Source organism: Sorangium sp. So ce590, from assembly GCF_051521365.1.
In the GTDB taxonomy this organism is placed as follows: Bacteria; Myxococcota_A; Polyangia; order Polyangiales; family Polyangiaceae; genus Sorangium.
Map to the genome: position 1 here is coordinate 2,987,030 of NZ_CP150346.1, position 15,791 is coordinate 3,002,820.

The window sequence follows — 15,791 nt, forward strand, 5'->3', positions numbered from 1 at the left end:
GGGCCGCCCCGCGGGAAAGCGGACACGCAGCCGGTCGCGGTCGCACTGAGAAGGGAGCCGTACGGGGCCTCATGAACAGCCTCCTCTATGCCAGGGCCCAGATGGGCCTCTCGCTGGGATTTCACATCGTCTTCGCGGCCGCCGGGGTGGCGCTGCCGCTGATCATGGTCATCGCGGACGCGCTCTGGCATCGGACGGGCGATCGCGACTATCTCGAGTTCTCGAAGCGCATGGCGAAGGGGACCGCGATCCTGTTCGCGGTGGGCGCCGTCTCGGGGACGGTGCTCTCGTTCGAGCTCGGCCTCCTGTGGCCGAGCTTCATGGGGACGTTCGGCGAGGTGATCGGGCTCCCGTTCTCGCTCGAGGGGTTCGCCTTCTTCACGGAGGCGATCTTCCTCGGCATCTATCTCTACGGGCGCGGCAAGCTCCCGCCGAAGCTGCACCTGCTCTCGGGCGCGCTCGTGGCGCTGAGCGGCGCGCTCTCGGCGTTCTTCGTGATCCTGGTGAACGCGTGCATGAACGACCCTGCCGGGTTCACGATGGTCGACGGTCGCCCGGCTGACATCGACCCGCTGGCGGCGATGTTCAGCCCGCCGTGGAAGCACGAGACGCTGCACGGCATCCTCGCGTGCTATCAGGCGACCGCGTTCGTGATGACGGGGATCCACGCGCTGGTGCTCCTGCGGCACCCGAGGAGCCCGCTGTTCCGGAAGGCGTTCGCGGTGACGCTCGCGATCGCCGGGGTGACGGCGCTGGCTCAGCCGTTCGTCGGCCACTTCGCGGCGGTGGAGGTCGGCAGGAGGCAGCCTGCGAAGCTCGCGGCGATGGAGGCGCACTTCGAGACCTCGGCCCGCGCGCCGCTGCTCGTCGGCGGCCTGCCCGACGTGGAGCGGCGCGAGGTCGACTACGCGCTCGAGATCCCGGGGGGGCTGTCGATGCTCCTGCACGCCGATCCCGACGCGGTGGTGCCCGGGCTCGACGCGATCCCGCGCGACGAGTGGCCGCCGGTGACGGCGACGCACCTCTCGTTTCAGGTGATGGTGGGCGCGGGCTCCGCGATGGCGCTGCTCGCGGTGGTCGCGGCGGGGCTCGCGTTGCGCCGGCGGGGGATCCCGGATCAGCGCCCGTTCCTCTGGGCGGTGGTCCTGGCGAGCCCGCTCGGCATCGTGGCGATGGAGGCCGGCTGGCTTGTGACCGAGTTCGGCCGCCAGCCGTGGATCGTGCGGGGCGCGATGCGCACGCGCGACGCGGTGACCCCGTTCCCGCACCTCGCGGCGCCCTTCTGGATGTTCACGGCGCTCTATGTCTTCCTCGGCGTCGTGGTGGTCTACCTGCTCGTGCGCCAGCTCCGCGCGGCGCCGCTCGCGGTGACGGGCGGCGGCGGACCGCACGGGGACCGGGCGACGGGCGGCGGCGAGCCGGGGGCGCTCGGGGGAGGCGTGGCCGATGGTCGTTGAGTGGCTCCTTGGCGGGGTGATGGTGGTGGCGCTCGTGCTGTACGCGCTGCTCGGCGGGGCGGATTTCGGCGGGGGCGTCTGGGATCTCCTCGCCTCCGGCCCGCGGAAGCAGGAGCAGCGAGCGCTCATCGAGCGGGTCATCGGCCCGATCTGGGAGGCCAACCACGTCTGGCTCATCCTGGTCGTGGTGCTGCTCTTCACCGCGTTTCCTCCGGCGTTCGCGGCGATCTCGGTCGCGCTGCACGTCCCCCTCACGCTGTTCCTCGTGGGGGTCGTGTTCCGCGGCTCGGCGTTCAGCTTCCGCAGCTACGACTCGCGGCGCGATCGGCGGCAGAAGCGCTGGGGGCTCGTCTTTTCGCTCGCGAGCGTGACCGCGCCGGTGCTGCTCGGCATGATCGTCGGCGCGGTGGCGTCGGGGCAGATCCGGGTGGCGTCGGGGGTGGTGACGAGCGGCTTCTTCGCGCCGTGGCTCTCGCTGTTTCCGTTCGTGGTCGGGCTGTTCGCGCTGGCCCTCTTTGCGTTCCTCGCGGCGGTCTACCTGACGAACGAGGCGGCGGAGCCAGCGCTGGTCGACGACTTCCGGCGGCGGGCGCTCGCCTCGGGCTGCGTGGTCGCGGCGCTCGCGCTTGCGTCCTTCGCGGCCTCGTTCCGGGGCGCCCCGCTCATCCGACAGGGGCTGACGGATCATCCGATCACGTGGCCGCTTCACCTCACGACGGGCGTCGCGGCCACCGCGGCGTTCTACGGGCTGTGGACGCGCCGCTTCCGTCTGGCGCGCTTCGCGGCCGCGGCGCAGGTCACGCTGATCCTGCTGGGGTGGGCAGCCTCGCAGTACCCGTTCCTGGTGGTGCCGGACGTGACGCTCGCGGGGGCAGCGGCGAACCCGAGGACGTTGCGATTGCTTGTCTGGGTCCTCGGCGTCGGTTTCGTGCTGCTGTTCCCGTCGCTGTATGTGCTCTTCCGTGTCTTCGGCAGCGGCCGGGCGGGTGCGGCGGCGGAGAGCGATGACGATCATGAGCGGGAGTAGGGGCGAGGTGCGTGGAAGTCGCGGGATTCGAAAGCGACGGACCACCTCGTCCTACCAAGGAGGGGTGCGAGGACGGCTCGCTGAACAGGGCCTCTCTGTCCGTCCGGGTGCTAGAGGGAGAGGGTGCGAGGTCGGGCGCGCATTGCATTCCTGAAACCTGCAACCCTCTCTCATGAGGCCGCCGAAAAATCGCCTGCGCTTTCGCGAGCCTCCCCAGGGCGGTCGAACCGTGTTACGCTCGCAGTCGCAAAGTTTTCAGGATGCTTGTGGGGGAAGGAGCCCTGTAGAGATGGCGAACATAGTTAGATACCGTCGACACGCGATTGTGGGGGTTTTTGCAGCGGCAGCCGGTGTGACGGGCTCGTTCGCCGCGTGCTCGGACTCGTACCGTGGAGAGCTCACCGGCAGCGGCTCGGGTCCCGGCGGGGCGGGTACCACCGGCACCGGCGGCGCGGGCGGGGAGGCGGGGGGGAGCACGGGGACCTTCGGGCAGGGAGGGCAGTGCGAGGCGACGTGCTCCAACGATCTGAAGAAGGTCATCAGCTGCAACGGCGCGGAGCTGCATGCTTGCGGGCCGGAAGAGGGGTGCGTCAACGCGGAGTGCATACCGGATCCATGCGAGGCGGCGAGGAGGTCGAAGAGCTCGTATGGATGCGACTACTGGGCGCTGAAGACGGCCATGGTGAACAATGGAAGCGGGACGTGCTTCGCTTCATTCGTGGCCAACACGTGGGAAATGCCCGTAAGAATCACCGTGGAGTACCAGGGGAACGAGCTGACGAACCCCGACTTGCCCTCCGACTTCATCTTTATTCCGGAGACGCAAGGCGCCACGACTACGTATCGGCCCTATGATCCTTCAGCTGGTCTTGGTGTAGGCGAGGTAGCTGTTCTGTTTCTTGCCAGGAATCCCTTCGGAGGGTCCACTGCTGACGATTGCCCCGACCCCGCAGTGGCAGCAATTCAGGACGAAGTCGGAGTCCGTGGTACGGGTCGAGGGAGTGCCTTCCACATCTCGACGGACTATCCGGTTGTCGCTTACCAGATGGCCCCGTTCAGTAGCTCAGGTGTGGCGCTCTCGTCGGCGACCCTGCTCATCCCGACGAGTGCCTGGGACGATAACTACGTAGCAATCAATGCCTATGGCTACTCTGGAGCTCCTGCCTACGGGTCCCCATCCTTGGACATTGTCGCCTACGAGGACGATACCGAGGTGACCCTTCTTCCCCGTGTTGCAATCGAAGAGGGAGACAATGTGGTGGGTTCTGAGGCGAATGAGCCTGTGACATACACTCTCGGTGTGGGTGAGTTTCTGCAGATCACTCAGCAGGCTGAGCTGACCGGGAGCCCTATCGCGTCGACGAAGCCTGTGGGGGTCTTCGGCGGGCATGAGTGCATGAAGGTGCCCGATGATGTGAATGATTGTGATGCTGCTCAGCAGCAGATCGCGCCGGTTCGTGCGACGGGCAATGAGTACGTCGGCGTGCGTTATCGCGGGCGTGGTGGGAACGACGACGAGGCTCCCCCCTGGCGTATTGTCGGCATGGTGGACGATACGGAATTGACATGGATCCCGAGCGCTCCGGAAGGCGCCCCCACAGCGATCAAATCGGGTGAAACATACCAGTTCAACGCTAGCGGTCCGTTCACGGTCAAGAGCCAGAGCTCGAACAATCCCTTCTATCTGGGCGCCTACATGACGGGTGGTGTGCCGTTCGGTAGAGAAGGCGACCCCGAGTGGGTGAACGTTGTTCCTCCGATCCAGTTCTTGGACTATTACGTGTTCTTTACCGATCCCAACTTTCCTGAGACGAGCCTCGTGGTCGTTCGGACGCCATCCAAGCGCGATGGCTCGTTTGCTGACGTGGAGCTTGATTGTGCCGGACCGCTCACCGGCTGGGAGGATATCGATGGGTACCAGTACACGCGCGTTAATATCGTAAGCGGGAACTTCGAGGGGTTTGCTGACTGCTCGAACGGACGTCGTGAGATGATTAGTGAGCTTCCGTTCGGCGTTACCGTTTGGGGCTGGGGCGCGATCCAGAATCACCAGCTGGTCTCGTATGCATACCCAGCTGGAGCTGGCTTTCAGCCTATCAACGAGGTCGTTGTTCCCCCCACCGTTCAGTGATGACTGATGTCGTCATCCGAGTCGTTGGGGTGAGGTTCCATGCTGGCTGAAAATGATGGCCGTCGGTGCATGCACAGCCGATGCATGCACAGTCGAGCAGTGCGACGGCCGTCGCCAGCGTGAAGCGAATCCGTTGCTGCGGAGATCCGCAGGGGTGGAGGCATCCGCACGCCAAAATTAGCGGGACGCACTCGCCTCAGAAGAAGCGCATGAACAAGCATCCTGTTGTAGCCATCGCGAACGATTGCGCTTCTTGGAACGTCCTTCAGCTGCGGAATGATCTTCGGCCTCGATGAGTTCGCCGACGCGGCAGGCTCGGGCGTCGGTGGCTCGACGGCGGACTCTGGCAGCGGGGCGTCGATAACGACGGGCGGCGCAGATGCGGGTCTGGTCCCGACTGTGCCGGTCCCGAGGCTTCCCATGAACGGTGCAGATGTCGGCACGATGCGGAAGAGCGGATCGCGACGCCCCAGGTTCGCATGGGAAGCTTCGACGGCGGGGACGGACTGGCCGATCGAGTACGAACTCCAGTACAGCACCGACCCGACGATGGCTGATGCTGCAACGATTTTCTCCACGCGAGCCGAGTACCAGCTCGATTCCGATCTGGAAGGGGAGCTGCTTCCGCCTGTCGGAAGACGCTATTATTGGCGAGTGCGGGCCTGTTCGCAAGGAGAGTGCTCTCCGTTCTCTCCTGTGCGGTGGTTCAACGTCGGTCGGGTGAGGTGCGATTTCAATGCGGATGATTATGATGATATCGCGGTGGGTGCTATCTCGGTCACGATGACTCGGAGCAATGCTGTCTACTTCTACTACGGAGCCGCCGGGGCGGAGTTCGACGCGACTCCCAATGGCATGAAAACAAGGCCGAATGACTCGGTCAGCGGGTTCGGTGCGGCCCTTTCATGCGCGGGCGACGTCGACGGCGACGGCTTCGCGGACATCCTGGTAGGGGCGCCGTTCAGCGCCAGCTTGGAGGGCGAGGCCTGGGTCTATTTCAGCGATGGCGGCGACATTTTTTTCTGGCAGATCCTCCGGTGGTCTTCGTGATTCGCACGAGGGGGTGGAATTCGGCAGCACCCTGTCCGCTGCTGGAGATGTCAATGGGGACGGGTTCGACGACATCATCATAGGGGAGTGGGACGGACCCTATGCGTACCTCTACATGGGACACTCCTCCGGGCGACTTTCACCTCCCACGGCGCTCTCTCTGGACATGAACGTGTCGAGCATGGCTTCGACAGTATCGTCGGCCGGCGATGTGAACGACGATGGCTTCTCCGATGTGATGGTAGCTTTTCAGCCTGTCTCGTCTCTTGGGCGTCAGGCGGTGGGCCTGTACTTCGGGGGGTCTGGTTTCGATGCTGTGCCAGACGTGGAGCTCGCCGCGCCCATGGAGGACTCAAATTTCGGCTTCGCAATCTCCTCAGCAGGCGATGTGAATGGTGATGGCTTCGGGGATGTGATCGTCGGATCGCACGGGCTCGATCGTGCGTACATATACGTTGGAGGGTCTGATGGGTTGGATACCGCCCCATTCTTGACGCTTGAGGGGAAGGAAGGTACGAATTTCGGTCTGGCAGTTGCTTCGGCGGGGGACATGAATGGGGACGGGTTCGGCGACGTTGCGGTCGGTACGAGCGATTATGCTGGGGATCCTGGGACGGTTTACGTCTACATGGGCGGTGCGGGAACGATGCTGAATGACCGCGCGGACGTGGCCTTCCATAGGCCTGCCCGAGGGGGTGGTTTTGGGCCTGTCCTGGGTTCGTCGGGAGATGTGAACGGCGATGGCTTCTCGGACCTCACGGTCGCTGCGCCGCAGGATGATGCCGTTTACATGTTCTTCGGCAAGTCGGAGAGCGAGAACCCTGATCCGGAGGACGGCTCCGTGGTGCAGCCGTTGCTGGACTTGACATTCGGCGCCTCGGTGTCAAAGCGGTAACGTAACACTCCGCTTTGAGCTATATGCTTCGGGGAGGTCAGAGTTTCATACTTCTTCGGTGGTAGGTGCTTTTGTGTCGCCAGCCTCATGAGGCTGGCCTGTCCGCTCGTGTTCCCGTGGCGAGATTGCCGCGTTCAGCTGTGCATTTGTATGGCAGGTACGGGGCCGTGGGACATGTGAAGCCTAGATTTTACGGACCGATTCCTTTGATTATTTAGGGTTTTCTCGCGCAGCGTACGCCCTGAGTCCGGCTTGTGCGGTATTCCCTGTTTCTGAACGTTGTGTCGTAGAGCGGTGCGATGGCATTCCCTCCGCGTACCACGTGTTCAATTGATCCCGAGCAGCCATGGTTCGAGCAGTTCTCGCACGGTACTGGATAGTCTCCGCTGCAATCCAGGGTCCACTCCGAGGTGTTCCCTAGCATATCGGCATGGCCCCACCTGGCGTCGCCAGACGGCGAGAACGAGCCAACGGGTAGGAAAGCGGAGATGTTGCATCCAGTAGAGGAGCCGTTGCCTCTGCATCCATGCGCAGCGAATCCAGGCTCCCTCGAGGAGCCCCACGGATATGTCCTTTGCTCCGCGCCGCCAGCGGCGGCGTAGTTCCACTCCGCCTCGGTGGGCAAGTGACCCCCGTCCCATACGCAGAACGCGAATGCCTCGTACCATGTGACGCAATGGATCGGCCGGTTTTCATTGGGGCCTGGTGTGGCTGTCCATGTCGGATAGTAGTCGCACTCGAGCTGTGTCTTGAGCTCCGTCGTGTTCGCGGCCAGCGCAGACGTCCAGCCGAATTCCCACCCGCTGTCTGCGACCCCGGGGCGCTCCCCAGCTCCAGGCGGTGGCGGATCGGCCTGCGTCCCCTTCAAGGCGTCCACAAAGGCCCGAAATCGCCCCACGGTGACTTCGTACCTGTCTAGCCGGAACTGGCTGACGGTGGCTGGGTATCTGTCATTGTTGCCCCGGTAAAACGTGCCCCCCGGCACCACATCCATGGCGCAGCAGTCCGTACGCCCGTCGGCACCACAGTCAATCCCGGTGCCAGGCGCTTCCCCGAACTGACAGCTTGTGGGAACGCATTGCCCATCGCGGCATCCGGGGAGCGGTGTCACGCACGCCGCTTGCTCGATCCACGCCCCGCCTTCGCATCGTTGCGGCCTGTTCCCTGCACAGCCGCGCTCACCCTCGGTGCATGGCACGCAGCCGCCTTGCGCGCAGACTGGGGCCTCTCCGCTGCAAGGCCGCTGGTGAACCCACTCCCCGTCTGCGCACTGCCGCGGCGTGTCGCCGACGCAGTCGCGCGCGCCGTGCGCGCAGCCCGGCGCACCCGAGCTGCCGCTGCTCTCGCCGCCGGCGCCAGTCCCACCAGCGCTCGCTCGGGGCGCATCTTCGAAGTCGTCAAGCCCGAGCAGCAGGCCGCAGCTCACCTGCGCGGCCGCCACGCATGTCAGAGCCATCCGGGTGCCCGCGCGTCGACGTATGCACTGTCTCTCCACCTTCGCCACGCACCCCACGCTACACGTTCGCCGCGCGTCCACGCTACGCTCCCCCGCCGCTTACGAAGGCGCCGGCGTGCCCGCCTCCTGGCCGCCGCGCCCGCCGCGCCCGCCGCGCCCGCCGCGCGCGCCGCGCGCGCGCCCCGGACACAGCCGCGCCCGCTCCGCGGGGCTTCTCGCACCTCCTGGCTCGACCCAGGAGACATCCTCCCCCGGCCCGAGTAATCTCCCGCCCGGACGCCGGCCCGCATGCGGCGGAACGCCCGCGTCAACCTCGTTTCTCGAGCGTTGCTTGGAGGACAGCTCACCGTGATGGATCGAAGAACCCTGCCGGGCGGTAAGCCGCGACGCCGGTCGCGCCTTCGCTGCGCGCTGACCGCAGCAGCCCTGGCCGCACCGGCCCTCGTCGCGCTTGCGCCCTCCGCCGCGCGCGCGCAGGAGCGGACCTTCTACCTCGATCGCCTCAGGATGGCCGGCGCCCCCGACGACGGGTTCGGGGTCTGGCGCCCCCACATGGGGGAAAAGACGCGCATCTTCGGGCAGCTCGGGCTGGGCGTGTCGGTCCACCCGCTCCGCAACGACAACTACGTTGACGATCTCGCCATCGAGGAGCAGCTCGAAGGCGACGGACCCGTCACCTCGCAGCTCATCACCTACCTGAACGCGGGCGTCGAGATCCTCGGCCGCGGCGCCCTCCAGGCCTCGTTCCCGATCGTCGTCTTCCAGGACGGCAACGAGACCTGCCACCCCGATCCGTCCCTCGGCCTGAACCAGTGCGTCAACCTGAGGACCGCAACCCCCATGGACCTCCGGCTCGAGGCGCGCCTCGTCGCGCTGGAGCTCGACGAGCGCCGCTTCCGGCTGGGGCTCTCCGCCGCGGTCTTCGCGCCCATCGGCAACACCTACTCCTTCGGCGGCGACCGGACCGTGAGCAGCGCGTTCGGCCTCGGCGCCGAGTACGACTTCACGGATTTCCTCGTCACCCTCAACACCGGCGTCGCGATCCGGCCGCCCGTGCAGCTCCACGAGCTCCGCGTCGGCAGCGAGCTCACGTACGGCGTCGGCGGCTACGTCCCGCTGCGCGACGGCACGATCCGCGTCGGGGCCGAGATCTTCGGCTCGTTCGGCCTCCTCAAGGACACGCTCGGCGAGCTCGACGCCTCGCCCATCGAGTGGCAGCTGAACGGCAGGATGGCCCTCACCCAGGACAAGGCGCTCTACGCCGGCGCCGGCGTGGGCACCCGGCTGAGCGGCGGCTACGCCCCCGATTTCCGGGGGGTCGCCGTCGTCGGCTACTCGTTCAGCATCACCGACTCCAACGCCCGCTCGCCCGGCTTCAACTACGTCATCGAGGCGGAGAAGGACGCCGACGGCGACGGCTACCCCGACGTCATCGACCTCTGCCCGGAGGACCCCGAGGACGGCAAGCAGCCGAAGCCGAGCGACGGCTGCCCGGACATGCCCGATCGCGACGGCGACGGCATCCCCGATGTGGTCGACAAGTGCCCCGATGACCCCGAGGACAAGGACGGCATCGACGATCGCGACGGCTGCCCCGAGGAGGACGCGGACCAGGACGGCATCCCCGACGCCGAAGACAAGTGCCCGAAGGAGCCGGGGCAGGTCGTCGTCGACGATCCCGAGAAGAACGGCTGCCCGTACTACATCCGCAGGATCACGGGCTCCGCCGAGATCGAGATCATGAAGCAGGTCGAGTTCGAGTTCGACAGCTCCAGGATCCTCCCGCAGAGCTATCCGATCCTCGACGAGGTCGAGCGGCTGCTCAAGGCGAACCCGGAGATCAAGCTGCTCAGCATCGAAGGGCACACCGACAACCAGGGCACCGCCGACTACAACGACCGGCTCGCGCACAACCGGGCGATCGCGGTCAGGGTCTACCTGGTCAACAAGGGCATCCAGTCGGAGCGGCTCACCTCCGTGGGCTACGGCTCCCGCCGGCCGCTCGTCGCCAACGACACGCCGGAAGGCCGGCAGCGCAATCGGCGCGTCGAGTTCCACATCAAGTCGCAATCGATCGAGGGCCGTTAGGCTCCCGCCGGAGCGGCCGGCCGGCTCTCCGCCAAGAGCAACCGACGTTTGCATGCACGTGCCTCGCCACGCGCATGCAAACGTCGCCACCGCGCGCCCGCAGGCTTCGTCCTGGCCGGGCGAGCGCGCAGCGGGCGTGTGGCTCGCGCGAGAGCCGCTCTCGCGGAGCGCGCTAGCGGGCGCGCCGCTCGCGCGGCCTTATCCGGGCGCGCGCCGCCCGACCGGCGTTCAGTCGTCGTGGTGCCCGAGCGCCGGGCGGCGATGGTCGCGCTTGCCGGGGATCGGGAAGCCGCAGACGGCCTCTTCGAGCAGGCAATCCTGCTGTGCCGGACACTGCTCCGGGTCGAGGACGCCCGGATCGCACGGACGAGAGCAGAAGTCGGGCCTCGGCAGCGGAGCGTCGTAGCGGCCGTCGCCGTCGATGCCGATGATCACCACCCAGGAGTCGCGCTCTGGCACCGTGAAGGTGACCTTGCCGCGCACGTCGACGAGCGCGCTCGGCCGCATCTCCGGGTCCAGCAGGCGGATCATCGCGCCGTTCAGGTAGATCTCCACCCGATCGACGCCGAACCAGCTCGCCGTCTGGACATCAAAGAGCAGCTCGCTCGATTTCCCGGTGCTCGCCGCCGCCACCTCACCATAGGTCTTGCCGCCGATCGTCGCCAGGATGAGGGGGCCGTACGTCGGGATGGCGTGCGCGCCCCGCAGGCCCTCGACGGCGGCCGGCGTCTGGAGCGCGGCCGGGGAGTCGGTCGCGCTGCGGAAATAGGTCCGCGGAAAGCCCGGCTCCTTCGAGCCGTCGTGGCTGTCGCTGCTCGCGATCTGCGCCGGAACGAAGCCCCGCTCGAGGTAGCGGAAGCGGTCGTCCACCTGGCCCGCCCGGTACGTGCAGGGCTCATCACGCGCCTCCGCGGCGACCGGCTCGTCGCCGAGCGCGGCGGGCCCGCAGAGCTCCTGGCTCTCGGGAGTCGTGCCGGGGAAGCTCCAGTTCTTCGCCTGCTCGTCCGGCGTTCGAGCGAGGACGCGCTTCACGAGCGCCCACGCGAGCTCGGTCCGGGCGTCGAGCGCGCGCGCCGCCGTCACGCCTCCCCACGCCTCGTGGATGCGCGCTGTCTCCTCGTCGCCCCCGGCGAGATCCATCGAGATGGCGAGCCGGACGAGCCCCGCGACGTCGCCGCGCAGCCCGGCGCGGACACGGCGCAGGCGGAAGCCGGGCTGCGCGGCGCTGTCCCCGGCCTGGGTCGTCGCCTGCTGCCCGCGCCTCGGCCGGCGTCGATCCCTCGGCGGCGCGCTCCTCGGCGGCGCGCTCGGGCTCCTGCGCGCGCCGAGGAGAGGGCCAGCAGGACGGCGGCGCAGCCTGCGACGCAAGCAAGGTGCCTCATGGCTTCAGGTCTCCTGGAGGGCTGCGTGGGGCGCCCCGTGCCGCTCCGGATGGCCGGTGGGTGTCATCGCGTGCCGTGTCCGCCTGGCGAGGTGCCCGGGAAACTAGAGGAAGACACGCGTCGCTGCCAATCGGCGCTGCGTCCTGTGCTAAGGCTCGCATCGCCTCGCGGGCCTGCCCGCGCCTCGCGCCGCACGCGAAGGGCAGGGGAGGGCCACCGTTCTCATGGAAATGCCCGGTTCGAGCCCGCCCGAGAGCGACCTCACGCCCGGGGTCGGCGCGCCCGCCTCCGTGTCACGCCGGCGCGCCGGCGAGGCGGAGCCCCCCGCGCCGCGGCGAGGGCCGCGCTGGGCGAGCGATCGCGGTTTCATCGCGACGTTCGCGCTCCTCGCCGTCGCGGCCATCGTGCCGATATGGCGCGTGCGGTTCCTGCCCTTGCTCGATCTGCCGAATCACCTCGCGGCCGTCCATATCTGGCATTACTTCGATGCGCCGTGGACTCGCTACCAGGACTTCTACGAGCTCAGCCTCCGCCCGGCCCCCTACGGTGCCTATCACGTCCTGACGCACCTCATCGCTTTCGCCGTCGATCTCGAGGCCGCGAATCGGATCGTGCTCTCCGCTTATGTGCTCTCCATCCCCGCGGCGGCGCTCGGCTGGGCGCACCGGACGCGGCGCAGCCCGTGGCTCTCGCTCCTCACCTTCCCGCTGGCGTTCAGCCTCTCCTGGGCGTGCGGCTTCCTGCCGTTCCTCGTCGGCCTCTCGCTGCTGCTCGCCGGCGTCGTCGCGCTCGACGCCTATCTCGAGCGGCCGAGCCGCGGGCGCGCCGCCGCCGTGGCGTTGCTCAGCGTCGGATGCGGCCTCAGCCATCCGCTCATCCTCTTTGGTTATTACGTCTGCGTCGCCGTCCTGATGCTCTGTTACCTGCCCCGGTGGTCGCGGATCGCCGGCGCGCTGCCGCTCTTCGCGCCCGCCGTCGCGCTCCTCGTCTGGCAGCTCGTCGCCTTCGAGAGCCCCATGGTCGATCTGCGGAGCGGCCCGCGATTCAAGGGCGCCTGGGTGCCCTGGCACGAGATGCTCCGCTCCTTCCCCGAGTACACGCTCAACTCGGTATCGGGCGATCTCGACACCCAGCTCTTCTGGGGGCTGCTCGCGGCGGCGTCGTCGCTGGCGCTCTGGAGCTTCGCTCGGCGCTCCGGCTTCCTGCCCACGCGCGAGCCAGCCACGCCCGCCGGCTCGCCTCTCGGCCGGCTGCACAACCACCGCTCCCTCGTCCTGTGCGCGGCGATGGTGGCCTGCTATTTTCTCGTGCCGCTGCACCTGGCTCGCCCGTTCGACTGGTGGTTCGTGAGCGGACGCTTCTCGCCGCTCATCTGCTTCTTCGGATTCCTGTCCATCACGGCGCCGCTCCGGGGCCTCTCTCGCCTCCTGATGGTCCCCGCCGCGGCGGTCGCGCTCGTGCTGCCGCTCCACCTCTCGGAGAAATATGCGAGCTTCGACGAGCGGATCGAGCCGTTTGCCCGCATGGTCGGGCGGATCCCGCCGGGCGCAGAGGTCCTCTTCGTGTCGCTGCCCCCTCGGACCGACGAGGCCCTGATCATCGAGGGCACGAACCACTTCTCCTCGTGGGTGCAGGTTATGCGCGGCGGCTTCAGCGCGGATGGCTGGCACAACGTGGGTTTCCCCTTCAAGCTGAAGCGCCGTCTCCCCGCGCCGCCGTCGAACCGCGGTGAGTGGTTCAAGCCGGATGTCCACGGCGTCGCGTACGACTACGTGATCCTCCGCAACGAGCGGCTGGAGAAGCCGGTGTTTTCCGCGGCGCGCACCTCGTTTCGCCGGATCGAGCGCGAGGGCGCCTTCTCCTTGTACGAGCGCGCGCGCTGACCGACGTCTCGGTCGCACGTCCGCTCGGCCCGGCCGCTTGCGCCGCGCGGCGCAAGCGTCATCGCCTGTCCAGCGACGCGACTCCTCTCCGCGGATCTGCCGTCGTCCGCGGCGCCGGCGGGGTATTCTACGATCCTTGCGGGCAGGCGCCCCTCGGGGGCGCCGCGCCCGCGGAGGGGAGCCGCTCGCCGATGTCGACCAGAACCCGCGCTGTCCGTCGCCGCCCGCTGGCCTGGACTGGAGGGCTGGCCGCCGCCCTGGCGGGGCTCGCGCTGGCGCCCGGGGTGGCGCCGTCCTGCACCGCCACCGGAGCCCCCGACGTCCCCCGGGGCGGCGGCGGCGAGGGCGGCGTCGACTGCCCGACCGACTGCGCCGCGGACTCGAGCGCTCCGCTCTGCGATCGCGCGACGGGCAGCTGCGTCGCGTGTCTCCCCGGCCCTGACGCGTGCCCGGCCGGCCAGGTGTGCGACCCCGAGGCGAAGCGCTGCGTGGCCGGATGTGAATCCAAGGGCGACTGCCCCGCTCCGCTCCTCTGCGATCCGGAGCAGCATACCTGTGTTGGCTGCATCACGGACGGTGACTGTCCTCCTGGCACGCTGTGCACCGGAGAGGGCGAGTGCGTTCACGGCTGCTCGGCGACGCGCCCGTGCGACGGCGGCGCGGCGTGCTGCGATGGGCTCTGCCGGGATCTCGAGACGGACGCGCAGAGCTGCGGCGTGTGCGGTCGGGCCTGTCCCGAGCTCGGGCACGGCGAGAGCGCCTGCGTCGCGGGCGGGTGCGTGCTCAGCGCCTGCGACAGCGGCTTCATCGACTGCAACAAGGACCCGGCGGACGGGTGCGAGCACGACGTCGCGGCGCACGGGCCCTGCTCGTGCACGCCGGGCGAGACGAGGGCGTGTTACCAGGGGCCGCCGGGCACCGAGGGGGTCGCCCCCTGCGCCCCCGGGGTCTCCACCTGCAGGTCGAGCGGCCTCGGCTGGGGCCCGTGCCTTGACCAGGTGCTGCCGGAGCTCGACGCGTGCGCCGACGGCATCGACAACGACTGCGATGGAACGGTCGACAACACACCCGATCAGGACGGCGACGGGTGGACGAGCTGCGAGGGCGATTGCTGCGACGCCACGTCGGACAGGTGCGGCTCCCCGTCCCTCGTGAACCCCGGCGCCTTCGAGGTGGCGGACAACGGGGTCGACGACGACTGCGACGGCACGGTCGACAACGCCTCTCCTTGCGACGAGGGGCTCGCGAGCGACTCGGCGACCGCGCTCGACTACGCGAAGGCGATGGATCTCTGCGCCACAACGACGGCGAGCCCGTCGTCTCCCGCGCCGCGCTCGTGGGGCGTCATCTCCGCGAGCTTCCGCCGCGCCGACGGCACCGGCGCGCCCGCGGCGGCCCAGCGGTCGATCCGCCGGGGCTTCGGCTCGGGCATCCTGCCGCTCCAGGGCGCGCGGCTCGCGGTGCTCTCGACGGGCGTCGCCGCCGCGCAGGCGTCGCCGAACAACACGAGGCCGAGCTTCGCCCCCTTCCAGGGCGGCCAGGACATGGGGACGTCGAGCGGCATGCCCGCGGACTGGCTCGAGGCGAACGGCGGCAACCTCCCGAACGCGCCCGGCTGTCCGGAGCCGCAGGGCGGCACGACGGCCCACGATCCCGTGATGTTGCGGCTCCGCGTGCGCGCGCCGACGAACGCGAGCTCGTTCAGCGTCTCGACGTTCTTCCTCTCGTCCGAATACCCGGAGTGGGTGTGCAGCGCGTTCAACGACTTCTTCCTCGGGCTGCTCGACTCGACGTTCGACCCCTTCCCGGGCGAGACGCCGAACCCCGCGGACAAGAACCTCGCGTTCTACGACCCGCCGCCCGCCGGCGGGTCGGTCTATCCGCTGGGCGTGAACCTCGCATTTGGCGGCACCGGGCTCTTCACCCAGTGCGTCAACGGACCGACCGGGTGCGGCGGCGGCGCCAACGCCGGCTCGACGACCACCTGCGCGGGGATCGGCCAGCTCCTCGGGACGGGGTTCGACATCACGAGGCCTCCAGCCCAGCCTCCGAGCGAGCCGGGCTGGTGCGGCACGAGCGAGCGCGCCGGCGGCGGGACCGGCTGGCTGGTCATGAACGGCAACGTCAGCCCGGGAGAGATCCTGGAGCTGCGCTTCGTCCTCTGGGACACCGGGGACCCGTGGAACGACTCCGTCGCCCTCCTCGACAACTTCCGGTGGTCGGCCTTTGCCGCGACGCCGGGCACACGCGACTGAGGCGCCGAGCGCGGTCTGACCGGGGGAGAGCGGGGGCGTTGTGGGACATCGCCTCGCGCGGCGGCGCCTCGGGGATGGCCCCGAGGCCGGCGGCGCCAGGGAGCGCGCGAACGCAGCGGACGGACGGCGACCCGATTACACTGCGCGTCGAGCCGGGGACCGCGGCA

10 protein-coding genes are annotated in these 15,791 nt (G+C 68.5%); 8 read left to right on the forward strand and 2 right to left on the reverse strand.

Going from position 1 to position 15,791, the window contains the following annotated elements; genetic code table 11:
* The first annotated feature begins 71 nt into the window (after nt 1-71).
* The 5 genes from WMF28_RS11460 (at nt 72) to WMF28_RS11480 (ending at nt 6,560) form a co-directional block, all read left to right on the forward strand.
* Entirely contained in the window at nt 72-1,457 is a 1,386-nt protein-coding gene (locus WMF28_RS11460; RefSeq protein ID WP_437602222.1) for a cytochrome ubiquinol oxidase subunit I, read from the forward strand.
* Nucleotides 1,447-2,484 (forward strand): cytochrome d ubiquinol oxidase subunit II, encoded by a 1,038-nt coding sequence (locus tag WMF28_RS11465; RefSeq protein ID WP_437602223.1) that lies wholly within the window; start codon nt 1,447-1,449, stop codon nt 2,482-2,484. Before WMF28_RS11460 ends, WMF28_RS11465 begins: the two co-directional genes overlap by 11 nt.
* Before the next feature lie 289 nt (nt 2,485-2,773).
* Nucleotides 2,774-4,615 carry an IgGFc-binding protein gene (locus tag WMF28_RS11470; RefSeq protein ID WP_437602224.1) on the forward strand — a complete coding sequence of 614 codons (1,842 nt, stop codon included), beginning with the start codon at nt 2,774-2,776 and terminating at the stop codon, nt 4,613-4,615.
* 276 nt (nt 4,616-4,891) lie between these two features.
* Complete coding sequence (locus WMF28_RS11475) at nt 4,892-5,665, forward strand: FG-GAP repeat protein (protein WP_437602225.1); 774 nt, start codon at nt 4,892-4,894, stop codon at nt 5,663-5,665.
* Nucleotides 5,666-5,678: 13 nt separating this feature from the next.
* Entirely contained in the window at nt 5,679-6,560 is an 882-nt protein-coding gene (locus tag WMF28_RS11480) for a VCBS repeat-containing protein (RefSeq protein WP_437602226.1), read from the forward strand.
* A 214-nt stretch (nt 6,561-6,774) separates the two neighbouring features.
* Here the strand turns inward: WMF28_RS11480 and WMF28_RS11485 are convergent, their stop codons facing one another.
* Nucleotides 6,775-8,016 carry a formylglycine-generating enzyme family protein gene (locus WMF28_RS11485; RefSeq protein WP_437604243.1) on the reverse strand — a complete coding sequence of 414 codons (1,242 nt, stop codon included), beginning with the start codon at nt 8,014-8,016 and terminating at the stop codon, nt 6,775-6,777.
* Between the two features lie 351 nt (nt 8,017-8,367).
* Between WMF28_RS11485 and WMF28_RS11490 the strand changes: the two genes are divergently transcribed.
* On the forward strand, nt 8,368-10,104 hold the full coding sequence (locus WMF28_RS11490) for an OmpA family protein (protein WP_437604244.1): 1,737 nt from the start codon (nt 8,368-8,370) through the stop codon (nt 10,102-10,104).
* 228 nt (nt 10,105-10,332) lie between these two features.
* On the opposite strand, the gene WMF28_RS11495 is transcribed toward WMF28_RS11490, so the two are convergent.
* Nucleotides 10,333-11,472, reverse strand: coding sequence for a hypothetical protein (locus tag WMF28_RS11495; RefSeq protein ID WP_437602227.1), 1,140 nt, complete (start codon nt 11,470-11,472; stop codon nt 10,333-10,335).
* A 238-nt stretch (nt 11,473-11,710) separates the two neighbouring features.
* Here WMF28_RS11495 and WMF28_RS11500 point away from each other — a divergent pair, with 238 nt between their 5' ends.
* Nucleotides 11,711-13,369 (forward strand): hypothetical protein, encoded by a 1,659-nt coding sequence (locus tag WMF28_RS11500; RefSeq protein ID WP_437602228.1) that lies wholly within the window; start codon nt 11,711-11,713, stop codon nt 13,367-13,369.
* A gap of 191 nt (nt 13,370-13,560) precedes the next feature.
* Entirely contained in the window at nt 13,561-15,624 is a 2,064-nt protein-coding gene (locus WMF28_RS11505; protein WP_437602229.1) for a MopE-related protein, read from the forward strand.
* Nucleotides 15,625-15,791 lie beyond the last annotated feature (167 nt).

Bases quoted from the DNA above. Each gene is read 5' to 3' on its own strand.
- WMF28_RS11470 (WP_437602224.1), top strand. From the start codon at position 2,774: ATGGCGAACATAGTTAGATACCGTCGACACGCGATTGTGGGGGTTTTT.
- WMF28_RS11505 (WP_437602229.1), top strand. From the start codon at position 13,561: ATGTCGACCAGAACCCGCGCTGTCCGTCGCCGCCCGCTGGCCTGGACT.
- WMF28_RS11490 (WP_437604244.1), top strand. From the start codon at position 8,368: ATGGATCGAAGAACCCTGCCGGGCGGTAAGCCGCGACGCCGGTCGCGC.
- WMF28_RS11475 (WP_437602225.1), top strand. From the start codon at position 4,892: ATGATCTTCGGCCTCGATGAGTTCGCCGACGCGGCAGGCTCGGGCGTC.
- WMF28_RS11500 (WP_437602228.1), top strand. From the start codon at position 11,711: ATGGAAATGCCCGGTTCGAGCCCGCCCGAGAGCGACCTCACGCCCGGG.
- WMF28_RS11485 (WP_437604243.1), bottom strand. From the start codon at position 8,016: ATGGCTCTGACATGCGTGGCGGCCGCGCAGGTGAGCTGCGGCCTGCTG.
- WMF28_RS11460 (WP_437602222.1), top strand. From the start codon at position 72: ATGAACAGCCTCCTCTATGCCAGGGCCCAGATGGGCCTCTCGCTGGGA.
- WMF28_RS11465 (WP_437602223.1), top strand. From the start codon at position 1,447: ATGGTCGTTGAGTGGCTCCTTGGCGGGGTGATGGTGGTGGCGCTCGTG.